This is a genomic window from Caulobacter sp. GW821-FHT10E02, assembly GCF_059415225.1.
On record NZ_JBWKMV010000002.1, the window covers coordinates 1,040,368 to 1,052,701 of the forward strand.

Consider the following 12,334-nt stretch of genomic DNA (forward strand, 5'->3'; position numbering starts at 1 on the left):
CTCGCCATGTTCGCTAGCGCGTGCGGTCCGGAGTTTTTTGCAAACCGCCCGGACCTTGCTCGTTTCGTTCTAAATCGAGAGGTATCTGGCCTGCCGGACGATGTCAGGCTCCATGTGTGCCTGATGGATCCAGCTTCCACGAGTTCGAGGAGATCGGGAATCTCTGGGCTTGTGGACCTATCCGAGGCCACTGGGCGGGTATTTTCGGAAATTTCCCATCCGCCTTTTGGCTACATTCTATCGTTGGATAGTCCGCGGGTTGATGAGCGATTGGTCGACATTAGCTTCTTCGCCAATTCCGCCTTTGGGGATGTCCGTACGCTCGCTCTACCTCTTCAAAAGTTGGAAGTTCACAGCGTGTTGCCGGGAGACTTCAGATCCTTGTCGGAAATTGAGGCTGCGTTCGCAAAGGCGCGAGATGAGCGAGCGGGCTAGCTCAGAGCCAGAAATGGACAAGGCCCGGACGTTTCCGTCCGGGCCTTGATGGTGGAGCTAAGCGGAGTCGAACCGCTGACCTCTTGAATGCCATTCAAGCGCTCTACCAGCTGAGCTATAGCCCCAAATTTTTCCTCGAACACCTTGCGGTAACTCTCGGAAATCCTTGGTCTCTTCGGCGTTTCGACTTGCGTCGCCCTCCGAAGAGGCGCGGAAACTAGTCCGGGATTTTTTTGGGATCAAGCCTCTTCTCGAACTTTTTTCGAGAAAAATGTCGCACCCCTGAAAACCCCTGTGGATAGCCGGTTTCGAACGTCCGAAACCGGCTATCCCGCCAGGTATTCTTAGTCGTCGGCGCCTTCGCCGGGCAGGCCTTCGATCTCGTCGTCGAGATTGTCGTCGTCGTCCTCGTCCTCCAGGAACGGAACGTCGTCGGCTTCCTCGTCTTCGAGTTCTTCGTCCTCGGCGAAGTCCACGCCCAGGTCGTCGCCGCCCGCGGGGGTCGGCGCGCCCGGGTCGGCGTCTTCGTCTTCGGTCTCGATGACGTCCGGCTCGACCTTGTCGAGTTCCGGCGTTTCATCGGCCTCGTCCTCGAAGCCGTCCTCGTCCTTGGGAGCGGGGGCGGGCTTCTCGTCCTCGGCGTCATAGTCCGGCGTGATCGAACGAGCACGGACGCGGCGCGACTTCAGCGCCTCTTCCGGGTCGAACGTCTCACCGCACTTCGGACACACGGCCGGGCGACGGTCGAGATCGTAGAATTTGGATTGGCAGTTGGGGCAAATTTGTTTTGCGCCCAATTCGGGATTGGCCAAGTGGCGACCCTTTGATCCGGATGGGAAAAGCGGCCGGTCACTTGCCATGACGAGAGCCCGCTGTCAAAAGCAAACCCCTTCGCGAAAACCACCAAGTACTAAGGAGCCGGTTTCGGCATGTCGTCGGCTGGATTGAAGAGCGCACCCGCAGGCGCTCTGCGAGGGATCGTGCGGGCCCCGGGTGACAAGTCCATTTCCCACCGATCGATGATCCTGGGCGCGCTGGCGTCTGGGACGACGACGGTGGAAGGCCTGCTGGAAGGCGATGACGTTCTCGCCACCGCGCGGGCCATGCAGGCCTTCGGCGCGCGGGTCGAGCAGGAAGGCGTCGGCCGCTGGCGGATCGAGGGTAAGGGCGGCTTCGAGGAGCCCTCCGACGTCATCGACTGCGGCAACGCCGGCACCGGCGTACGCCTGATCATGGGCGCGGCGGCGGGTTTCGCCCTCTGCGCCACCTTCACCGGCGACGCCTCGCTGCGTGGCCGGCCGATGAGCCGGGTCCTTGATCCGCTGGCCCGCATGGGCGCGACCTGGATGGGGCGCGACAAGGGCCGCCTGCCCCTGACCCTGAAGGGCGGCAATCTGCGCGGCCTCAACTACACCCTGCCGATGGCGTCCGCTCAAGTGAAGTCGGCCGTGCTGCTGGCCGGCCTGCACGCCGAGGGCGGCGTCGAGGTCGTCGAGCCAGAAGCCACCCGCGACCACACCGAGCGCATGCTGCGCGCCTTCGGGGCCGAGGTGCTCGTCGAGGACCGCAAGGTCGGCGAGAAGACCTTCCGCCACGTGCGCCTGCCTGAGGGCCAGAAGCTGACCGGCACCCACGTGGCCGTTCCGGGCGACCCGTCGTCGGCGGCCTTCCCGCTGGTGGCCGGCCTGATCGTCCCGGGTTCGGAAGTGACGGTCGAGGGCGTGATGCTCAACGAACTGCGCACCGGCCTCTTCACGACGCTGCAGGAAATGGGCGCCGACTTGGTGATCTCGAACCAGCGCGTCGCCAGCGGCGAAGAGGTCGGCGACATCACCGCCCGCTACTCCAAGCTCAAGGGCGTGGTCGTGCCGCCCGAGCGCGCGCCGTCGATGATCGACGAATATCCGATCCTGGCCATCGCCGCCGCCTTCGCCGAAGGCGAGACGGTGATGCGCGGCGTCGGCGAGATGCGCGTCAAGGAAAGCGACCGCATCAGCCTCACCGCCAACGGCCTGAAGGCCTGCGGCGTCCAGGTGATCGAGGAGCCGGAAGGCTTCATCGTCACCGGGACTGGTCAGCAGCCCAAGGGCGGGGCCACCGTGGTCACCCATGGCGATCACCGGATCGCCATGAGCCACCTGATCCTGGGCATGGCCGCGCAAGAGGCCGTCTCGGTCGACGAGCCGGGCATGATCGCCACCAGCTTCCCCGGCTTCGCCGACCTGATGCGCGGCCTGGGCGCCACGCTCGCCGAGGCCTGAGGCATGGGCTTTGTGATCGCCGTCGACGGGCCGGCCGCTTCGGGCAAGGGCACGATCGCCGCGCGTCTGGCGGCGGCCTATGGCCTGCCGATGCTGGACACCGGCCTACTGTACCGCGCCGTGGGCGTGCGGATCCTGGCCGCCGGCGGCGATCTCGACGACCCCACCTTCGCCGAGGCCCAGGCTCGTGGCCTGACCCTGGCCGAGCTGGAGAAGCCGCAAGTGCGCACCCGCGCCGCCGGCGAGGCCGCCAGCCGCTGCGCCGTCCATCCCGGCGTGCGCTCGGCCCTGTTCGACCTGCAGCGCGCCTTCGCCACGCAAGAGGCGGGCGCGGTGATCGACGGCCGCGACATCGGCACGGTGATCGCCCCCGAGGCGCCGGCCAAGCTCTATGTCACCGCCAGCCCCGAGGTCCGCGCCGACCGCCGCTGGAAACAGCTGGTGGGGCAGGGCGAAAACGTCACCTTCGACGAGATCCTGGCCGATATCCGCAAGCGCGACGAACGCGACGGCGGCCGCAAGGACGCGCCGATGACGCAGGCGGCGGACGCCGTCTTGCTCGACACCTCTGAAATGAGTATAGAGCAGGCCTTCGATGCGGCCCGCCGTATCGTCGAGGACGCGCGCGCCCGCTAGGAGCCTTCAAGCTCTGGGCAAATCCACCGCCGACCTCGCCGCGATAGAGAGAAATCGCGGGATCGCAGAAACCCATTTCATCCGGAATCCCGAGAACCGCTTTCTCCAGCGGCGCTCGCTACAGGGCTTCCCCTAACCTCAGAGACTAAAGATCAGCATGGCTGACGATATGAGCTTCAACCCGACGCGCGACGATTTCGAAGCGCTCCTCAATGACTCGATGGGCGGCCGCGACTTCGCGGAAGGCACCGTCGTCAAGGGCCTGGTCGTCGGGATCGAAAAGGACTTCGCCATCATCGACGTCGGTCTGAAGACCGAAGGTCGCGTCCAGCTGAAGGAATTCGGCGTCGACGAAAATGGCAAGGCCACCATCAAGACCGGCGACACCGTCGAAGTCTTCCTGGAACGCCTCGAAAACGCGATGGGCGAAGCGGTCATCAGCCGCGAAAAGGCCAAGCGCGAAGAAGCCTGGACCCGTCTGGAAGGCGTCTACGCCCGCAACGAACCCGTCATGGGCGCCATCGTCGGCCGCGTGAAGGGTGGCTTCACCGTCGACCTGGGCGGCGCTTCGGCCTTCCTGCCGGGCTCGCAAGTCGACATCCGTCCGGTCCGCGACGTCGGCCCGCTGATGGGCAAGGAACAGCCCTTCGCCATCCTCAAGATGGACCGTCCGCGCGGCAACATCGTCGTCTCGCGTCGCGCCATCCTGGAAGAAGCCCGCGCCGAGCAGCGCACCGAACTGGTGTCGCAGCTGCAAGAGGGTGAAATCCGCGAAGGCGTCGTCAAGAACATCACCGACTACGGTGCGTTCGTTGACCTGGGCGGCATCGACGGCCTGCTGCACGTCACCGACATGAGCTGGAAGCGCGTCAACCACCCGAGCCAAGTGCTCGCCGTGGGCGACACCGTGAAGGTCCAGATCGTCAAGATCAACCCGGACACCCAGCGCATCAGCCTCGGCATGAAGCAGCTGCAGTCGGATCCGTGGGATGGCGTTGAAGCCAAGTACCCGGTCGGCGCCAAGTTCACGGGCCGCATCACCAACATCACCGACTACGGCGCCTTCGTGGAGCTGGAAGCCGGCGTTGAAGGCCTGGTGCACGTCTCGGAAATGTCCTGGACCAAGAAGAACGTCCACCCCGGCAAGATCGTCTCGACCTCGCAAGAAGTCGACGTGGTCGTGCTGGACGTCGATCCGTCCAAGCGCCGCGTTTCGCTGGGCCTGAAGCAAGCCCTGGCCAACCCGTGGGAAGCCTTCGTTGAGGCTCACCCGGTCGGCTCGTCGGTCGAAGGCGAAGTCAAGAACGCGACCGAATTCGGTCTGTTCATCGGCCTCGACAACGACATCGACGGCATGGTGCACCTGTCGGACATCGACTGGAGCGTCCCGGGCGAAGAAGCCATGGCGCGCTACAAGAAGGGCGACGTCGTCAAGGCGAAGGTCCTGGATGTCGACATCGAGAAGGAACGCATCTCGCTGGGCATCAAGCAGCTGGCTGGCGACCCGATGTCGGGCGACACCTACCGCAAGAACCAGACCGTGACCGTGACCGTGACGGAAGTCACCACGGGCGGCATCGAAGTGCGCTTCGGTGAAGAAGACGCTCCGATGTCGGCCTTCATCCGCAAGTCGGACCTGTCGCGCGACCGTCAGGAACAGCGCCCCGAGCGCTTCGCTGTGGGCGACCGCATCGACGCTCAGATCACCAACATCGACAAGGCGGCTCGCCGCGTGTCGCTGTCGATCAAGTCGCTGGAAATGGCCGAAGAGAAGGAAGCCATCGAGCAGTTCGGCTCGTCGGACTCCGGCGCTTCGCTGGGCGACATCCTGGGCGCCGCTCTCCGCGAGCGCGCTTCCAAGGAATAGTCTTCGGCTCCACTGGAGTTGAAGTCAGCGGCGGCGGGAGCAATCCCGCCGCCGTTTTCTTTTGCGCGAAACCCTGCCACAGATGCTTCAGGTTGAGTGCTTCGGGGGTGTGGCGTGGTTCAGCGGTGGGCGGCTATGGCCGCGGTTTCGGTCGTGGCTCTGGCTACTGCCGCGTGGGCCGATGAGAAGCCCGCCTATGGTCCGCCGGCCGCGTGGGTGCGGGTGGCCGAGGTCCCGACCCCGCCGCCCAGCGACGACCAGGCTCCGGCCCTCCAGGCGGTGCTGGACGACAGCCAGGCCCTGCTCGGCAAGGACAGCCTCTACAGCTACAGCCGCCGCATCGCGCGGGTGACCAAGCCCCAGGGGCTGTCGGCCGGCTCGCGGTCGATCACCTGGCAGCCCGACCGCGACAAGGTCACCCTGCACACCCTGGCCATCATCCGCGACGGCCAGCGCATCGACGTCCTGAAGACCGGCGAGGACGTCCTGGTCCTGCGCCGCGAGAAGGACCTCGAGCGGGCCATGCTGGACGGCCGGATGACCGCCACGATCCAGATCAAGGACCTGCGGGTCGGCGACATGGTCGACTGGGCCTACAGCATCGAGCGGCGTGACCCGATCCTGGGTCCGCGCGTCAGCAGCTTCGAGCGCATGAGCTGGCCCGGGGTGGCCGGGCGCTATCGCGTGCGCATGCTGTGGGCCGACGGTACGCCGCTGGTCTGGAAAGCCACGCCCGGCTTCCCCGATCCGAAGATCGGCAAGGCGGGCGAGCTGAACGAACTGGTGGTCGACCAGACCAACGTGACCGCGCCCAAGCCGCCGACCGGCGCACCGATGCGCTTCCAGAGGGTCGGCGAGCTGCAGGCCACGACCTATCGCGGCTGGGACGACGTGGTCGCCCCTATGGCCGCGCTGTACAACGAGGCCATGACCCTGAAGGCGGACTCGCCGATCAAGGCCGAGATCGCCGCCATCGCCGCCGCCAGCCCCGACCCCAAGGTCCGCGCTTTCAATGCTCTGAAGTTGGTCGAGGACAAGACCCGCTACCTGCTGCTGGCCATGGGCGACGGCGGCTACAAGCCGGCCAGCGCCGACGAGACCTGGGCCCGCCGGTTCGGCGACTGCAAGGGCAAGACCGTCCTGCTGCTGGCCATCCTGAAAGGCCTGAACATCCAGGCCGAGCCGGTCGTGGTGTTCGCCAACCCGGCCGCCGACGGCCTGGATCAGCGCGTGCCCTCGGCCAGCCAGTTCAACCACGTGCTGGTCCGTGCCACGATCGACGGCAAGGCCTACTGGCTGGACGGCACCCGCTCCGGCGATCGCGGCGGTCTCCAGACCCTCAGCGCGCCGCCGTTCCTGTGGGGCCTGCCGATCAAGGCCTCGGGCGCGACCCTTGAGGCGATCGTCCAGAAGCCGCCGACCCGTCCCGATCTGGACGCGGCCATGCGCTTCGACGCCTCGGCCGGCCTCGACAAGCCGGCCAAGGCCGTCGTCACCCTGGTCCTGCGCGGCGACACGGCCCGGTCAATGGCCCGCCTGATCGAAAACGCCCCGCGCGCCGAGGTCGAGCGCGCCTTCCGCGAGAGCTTCTCCAAGACCAACAGCTGGATGCGGATCGCCACGATCGACTGGACGCTCGCCGACGACGGCGTGGTGACCCTGGTCATGGCGGGGGACGCCGACATGGAGTGGCGGCTGAACGACGATGTCGGCCTGATGGAATGGCGTCTGCCGATGTCGGGGAACAACAAGCCCGCCCAGTTCCCCCGCCGCGAGCCGGGCCCCAACGCCGACGCGCCGTTCGCCGTGGCCTTCCCCAGCTTCAAGAAGGCCCTGGTCGAGGTCACCCTGCCGGACGGCGGGGTCGGCTTCACGGTCAAGGGGCCGACCTTCAATGGCAAGCTGGCCGCGGCCGACGTCATCCGGACGTCCGAGATTGTCGGCGGCAAGGCGCGTTTCTTCGAGTCCGATCAGGTCCTGGAGCGCGAACTGCCCTTCGATCAGGCCGAGGAGGCCAACAAGGTGCGTCGCCGGCTGGCCGAGCAGGCCATGATCATCCGCGCGCCGAAGGGTTCGTAAGGGGCGGTTGTTAACCGAACCCCGTTCGAGAATCGCATGCAACCCCTTGAAGACTCAGCCATCGTTGGGCAAAGGTCCGCTCGCGCCTTTTCCTCCCAAGGGCGTTCCGGGGATATCGATGATCAAGTCTGAACTCATCGCCAGGCTCGCGAATGAAAATCCGCACCTGACGCAGAAGGACGTCGAACGCGTAGTCGGCGTGATCCTGGAACGTATGATTGGCGCCTTGGAAGATGGCGGCCGGGTTGAGTTGCGTGGCTTCGGGGCCCTGTCGGTCCGTTCGCGTCCCGCACGCACCGGCCGCAACCCGCGCACCGGCGAGGCGGTGGACGTCCGCGCCAAGCACGTGCCGTTCTTCAAGAGCGGCAAGGAACTGCGCGCCCGCCTGAACGCCGACGGCGACGAATAACAACAATCGTGACCCGGGGTTGACCCTGGGCGGCGAACGCCTTCAGCCTTTGCGCCTTGTTTTCAGGGTGACGAGGGATTTGTCATGAGCGTCGTCAAGGAATTCCGCGAGTTCATCGCGCGGGGCAACGTCATCGACCTGGCCGTCGGTGTGATCATCGGCGCGGCGTTCAACGGCATCGTCAAAAGCCTGGTCGATCAGGTGATCATGCCGCCGATCGGCCTGCTGACGGGCGGCCTCGACTTCTCGAAGCTGGAATGGGTGCTGCGCCCCGAGAACCCGGCGACCGAGGCGATCGAGAAGGTCTCGATCCAGTACGGCGCCTTCATCAACACCCTGATCCAGTTCTTCATCGTCGCGATGGTGGTGTTCCTGCTGGTCAAGGTGGTCAACGGCATCCGCCGCGCCGACGCCGAAGCGCCCGCCCCAGAAGTCCCGCCGGCCCCGACCCCGCAGGAACTGTTGTTGACCGAGATCCGGGATCTGCTGGCTAAGAAGTAAGGCTTTCGATCGCCGCCCGCGCCGCGGCCTGGCCCGTCTGCCAGGCGCCGTGGGCAGTGGAGAAGAAGTTGGGGCTGCAGGCTTCGCCGGCGAAGAACAGGCGCTGGTCGACTGGCGCCGCCAGCACCGCCCGCGCGCCGGCATGACCGGGCAGGGCGTGGGAATAGGAGCCGCCGGCGAACGGGTCGGCGGCCCAGTGGGTCTCGGCGATCACGTGCACCTTGGAGCGGATGTCGGCGCCGTAGACTTGGGCCAGTCCGTCGACCGCGAAGGCCGCCGCCGCGCCAAGCCCCTGGCCTTCCAACGCGCGGGCGTGGGCTCCCCCTAAGAACACCTCGATCATCGGCTTGTGCAGCGGCCGTAGATGATAGGCCCCGGTCGCCGTGGTGTGGGGATCGGAATAGAGCTGGGTCTCGGCCGCGAACATCTCCGGCTCGTCCAGCGACAGGAACACCTTGTCGGCCAGGCCCAGCGGCAGGCCGGCGGCGGCGTCCAGCTTGTCCTGCAGGGCGGGCAGGAAGCGAAGGGCGCCGGTGGCCAGGATCGCGGTCGGCACGCAGACGATCACCGCCCGCGCCGAGATCGTCCCGAGCGGGGTCTCCAGCTCCACGCGCGGTCCGTCATGGCGGATCAGGCTGACCGGGCAGGACAGCCGCGTCGACAGCTTGCCGCCCAGGCCGGCGATCGCCGTGCCGTAGCCCTCGGCGACTCGCCAGTTGACCTCGGTGTCCTCATAGGCGGCGTAGTCGTGCAGCGAGACCTGGTCGAACTCCGCGCCATTGTAGAAGGCGCTGAAGGCGTTCAGGAGCGGGGTCCAGCGGTTCTCAGGATCCATCAGGTCGGAGGCCGGGCGGTCGGGGCCGCCGTCCTGGGCGGCGGCTTCCAGTCGCGCGTCCAAGGCCATGAACGCCTCGCCGAATTCGGCGCGCTCCTCGCGGCTGAAGACCGGATTGTCGGTGATGTTGGCCCAGGGCGGCGGGGTCTTGTCGATCGTCAGGCCCAGGGCCTCGACCTTGCCCACCAGCGGGTTCTCGTCGGCCGAGTGCAGCCACTCGCAGCCGAGGTCGATCGGACCGACCGAGGATTGGATGGTGTGGGCGCGGCCCCCGAGGCGGTCGCGGGCCTCCAGCAGGACGCCCGTCAGAGCGCTGGCGGCCACGGCCTCGGCGGCGGCCAGGCCAGCGGCGCCGGCGCCCACGATCGCGATGTCGACCTCGTCCATGAGATCTCCGTCGGATCGTGGGACCTAAAGCTTCCCTACTTTTGCAGGCTCGGCGCGTCGAGGTCCAGCTTGTCGGCCGGGATCACCTTGGCGTTCGGCGCGGCCTTGGAGAGGTCCTCGCCCATGGCCTTGGCGTCGCCGGCGACGATGACGCTCATCTGGGCCGGATCGAGCTTGGCCTTGGCGAAGGCCTGGACCTCTTCCGGGGTCACGGCCTCGACCTTGGCGGCGTAGCTCTGGATCTCGGTCAACGGCACGCCGTAGACGGCGTAGTTGCCCAGGATGTTGGCCAGGCCTTCCGAGGTGCCGAGGTCACGCCCGAAGTTGCCGACCAGCACCGACTTGCGGGCGGTCAGCTCGCCAGCCGAGGCTGGTTCGGCGCCCAGGCGGGTCAGCTCGGCGCGGGTCAGGGTGACGACCTCGCCGGCCGACGGGTTCTTGGTCTGCACCCGGGCCGAGAAGCCGCCGAAGCGGCCCTGCGGCGTCAGGCTGGAGCCGGCCCCGTAGGACAGGCCGCGCTTGATGCGGATCTCCTGGTTCAGGCGCGAGCTGAAGCCGACGCCCAGCACGGTGTTGGCCACGATGCCCTGGTAGTAGTTCGGGTCGGCGCGGGTGATGGCCGGCTTGGCCAGCACCACGGCGGCCTGGCCGGTGCCGGGCAGGTCGATGACGACGTTGCGCGGCGTGTAGCCGGTCGGCGCGGCCGGCGGGGCCGGCGGCGGGGTGGCGGGCTTCTTCCAGCCGCCGAACGCCTTCTCGGCCAAGGCGAAGCCGGCCTCGGGCGTCAGGTTGCCCGTCAGCACCAGCACCGCATTGTCCGGACGCCAGTAGGTCGCGTGGGTCTTGGCCAGGTCCGTGCGCTTGATCTTCGGCAGCGAGCCCGGCGTGCCGCCGGCCACATGGCCATAGGCCGAGCCGGCATAGAGCACCGGCGCGGTGGCGAAGGCGGCGAGGGTGCCCGGGCGCTGGAACGACACCGACAGGCCGTCCAGGGTTTCGGTGCGGACGCGGTCCAGCTCCTCGGCCGAGAAGGCTGGGTGCTCGGCGACGTCGGCCATGATGGTCATGGCGGGCGCGGCGTTGTTGGCCGTGACGCTAAGCGTCAGCGAGGCGGCTTCCCAGCCCGAGCCGGCTTCCAGATTGGCGCCCAGGGCCTCGGTCTCGCGGGCGACCTGGGTGGCCGAGCGGCTGGTGGTGCCCTCGGTCAGCAGTTCGGAGGTCAGGTTCGAGGTCCCGGCCAGGCCGGTCGGATCGGAGCTGGCCCCGCCCTTGACGGTCAGGTCGGCGGTGATCAGCGGCAGGTCGCTGGACTTGGCGACGATGACCCGCAGGCCGTTGGCCAGGGTCTTCTCGGCCGGGCTCGGCATCACGGCCGAGACCGGGGCGCCGACGGCCGGCGGCTTCTGGCGCTCGCTCTCGGGGGCCAGGGTGGTGACAGGGCCGTCGTACTTGACCGAGGAGACCTTCGGGATCGCCGGCGTGGCGTCCTTCTCGCCGGCGGGTTTGTCCTTTTCGGCCAGGTAGCGGATCACCGTGCGGCGGTCGTCGGCCAGGTACTTCTTGGCGACGCGCTGGATGTCGGCGGCGGTGACGGCTTGCAGCTTGGCGAGCGCGGTGTTGGCGACGGCGGGATCGCCCTCGGTTTCCAGGGCGTAGCCGATGGCGAAGCCGCGGCCGTCGATCTCCTCGCGGCGGCGGACGGCGTCGGCCAGCAGACCGGCTTTGGCTTCAGCGAGTTCGGCGGGGGTGACCATGCCGTCGCGGACGCGGGCGACCTGGGCGCGCAGGGCGGCTTCCCCCTGGGCCACGGTCTTGCCGCCAGCCATCACCGCGCCGACGTAGAACAGGCCCGGCTGGGCGTTGTTCGGGGCGCTGGAGAACACCGACTGGGCGATCTTCTGGTCGTAGACCAGGCTGTCATAGAGGCGCGAGGACTTGCCGGCCGACAGCACCGCGTCCAGCACGGTCAGGGCCGGTGTGTCCTTGTCGGCGGCGGCCGGGGCCAGCCAGGTGATGGCCAGGGCCGGCAGCGGCACGTTGGGGCCGTAGGTGTTGACCGACTTGGGACCCGTGCGGGCCGGCTCGACCACCGTCACCTTCGGGATGTCGCCCGCCGGCTTGGCGATCGGGTTGAAGTACTGGTCGATCAGCGCGTCCAGCTTGGCCTGGTCGAAATTGCCGACGACGATCAGGGCCGCGTTGTCCGGGCGATAGTAGGTCTGGTGGAAGGCGCGCACGTCGTCGACGGTCGCCGCGTCCAGCTCCTCGATCGAGCCGATGCCCGGGCGCTGATAGGGGTGGGCGGTGAACGACTGCTGCGGGATCGACAGGGCGAAGAAGCGGCCATAGGGGTCGGCCAGGACCCGCTGGCGCAGCTCTTCCTTCACGACGTCGCGTTCGGAGGCGAACACGCTTTCGTCGATGACCAGCGATTTGAGGCGATCGCTCTCGGCCCAGAGCAGGCGCTCCAGGTGGTTGGCCGGCGCGACCTCGTAATAGTTGGTGAAGTCGTCCCAGGTGGAGGCGTTGTTAAAGCCGCCCACGTCCTCGGTCAGGCGGTCCAGCGTCTCGCTGGGCATGTTGCGGGTGGCCTTGAACATCAGGTGTTCGAAGAGGTGCGCGAAGCCCGAACGGCCGCGTGGGTCGTCCTTGGAGCCGACGCCGTACCAGACCTGCACCGTGACGTTCGGGGTCGTGGTGTCACGCGAGGTGTAGACCTTCAGGCCGTTGGCCAGCACGCGCTGCTGATAGACGATCGGCGGAACCGCGATGGCCGAGGACGCGGGCGCGGCGGCGGCCGGCTTGGGCTTCGGCTTGGCCTGGGCGGCCATGGCCAAAGGTGAAAGCGCGGTCGTGGAAAGGGCCGCGGCCACGAGGGCCAGCTTGGCGGTGCGGATCATGCGCGAAGGTCTCCTGAAGCAGTC

At 67.4% G+C, this 12,334-nt stretch carries 9 protein-coding genes and 1 tRNA gene; 6 read left to right on the top strand and 4 right to left on the bottom strand.

The window, feature by feature from the left end; translation table 11 throughout:
- Positions 1 to 484 precede the first annotated feature (484 nt).
- Positions 485 to 560 (bottom strand) — tRNA-Ala (locus tag AC07NI_RS14790).
- Between the two features lie 219 nt (positions 561 to 779).
- A complete protein-coding gene (locus AC07NI_RS14795; protein ID WP_494620326.1) occupies positions 780 to 1,247 on the bottom strand; it encodes a TIGR02300 family protein in 468 nt (155 codons plus the stop codon).
- Positions 1,248 to 1,364: 117 nt separating this feature from the next.
- Here AC07NI_RS14795 and aroA point away from each other — a divergent pair, with 117 nt between their 5' ends.
- The 6 genes from aroA to mscL all read left to right on the top strand — a co-directional run bounded on the left by aroA (position 1,365) and on the right by mscL (position 8,188).
- Positions 1,365 to 2,696, top strand: coding sequence for a 3-phosphoshikimate 1-carboxyvinyltransferase (gene aroA / locus AC07NI_RS14800; RefSeq protein WP_494620328.1), 1,332 nt, complete (start codon positions 1,365 to 1,367; stop codon positions 2,694 to 2,696).
- Positions 2,697 to 2,699: 3 nt separating this feature from the next.
- Entirely contained in the window at positions 2,700 to 3,332 is a 633-nt protein-coding gene (gene cmk / locus AC07NI_RS14805; protein ID WP_494620330.1) for a (d)CMP kinase, read from the top strand.
- Positions 3,333 to 3,489: 157 nt separating this feature from the next.
- Positions 3,490 to 5,199 carry a 30S ribosomal protein S1 gene (gene rpsA, locus AC07NI_RS14810; protein WP_494620332.1) on the top strand — a complete coding sequence of 570 codons (1,710 nt, stop codon included), beginning with the start codon at positions 3,490 to 3,492 and terminating at the stop codon, positions 5,197 to 5,199.
- Positions 5,200 to 5,334: 135 nt separating this feature from the next.
- The gene (locus AC07NI_RS14815) at positions 5,335 to 7,278 is read left to right on the top strand and encodes a DUF3857 domain-containing protein (protein WP_494620334.1); all 1,944 of its coding nucleotides are present in this window, start codon (positions 5,335 to 5,337) and stop codon (positions 7,276 to 7,278) included.
- A gap of 118 nt (positions 7,279 to 7,396) precedes the next feature.
- Positions 7,397 to 7,687, top strand: coding sequence for an integration host factor subunit beta (locus tag AC07NI_RS14820; RefSeq protein ID WP_010921415.1), 291 nt, complete (start codon positions 7,397 to 7,399; stop codon positions 7,685 to 7,687).
- 84 nt (positions 7,688 to 7,771) lie between these two features.
- Complete coding sequence (mscL, locus tag AC07NI_RS14825; RefSeq protein WP_494620337.1) at positions 7,772 to 8,188, top strand: large-conductance mechanosensitive channel protein MscL; 417 nt, start codon at positions 7,772 to 7,774, stop codon at positions 8,186 to 8,188.
- Here the strand turns inward: mscL and AC07NI_RS14830 are convergent.
- Together AC07NI_RS14830 and AC07NI_RS14835 are read right to left on the bottom strand one after the other, a co-directional pair.
- A complete protein-coding gene (locus AC07NI_RS14830; RefSeq protein ID WP_494620339.1) occupies positions 8,178 to 9,410 on the bottom strand; it encodes a flavin monoamine oxidase family protein in 1,233 nt (410 codons plus the stop codon). The two genes, mscL and AC07NI_RS14830, sit on opposite strands and share 11 nt — an antisense overlap.
- Positions 9,411 to 9,445: 35 nt before the next feature.
- A complete protein-coding gene (locus AC07NI_RS14835) occupies positions 9,446 to 12,310 on the bottom strand; it encodes a M16 family metallopeptidase (RefSeq protein WP_494620341.1) in 2,865 nt (954 codons plus the stop codon).
- Between the last annotated feature and the right edge of the window lie 24 nt (positions 12,311 to 12,334).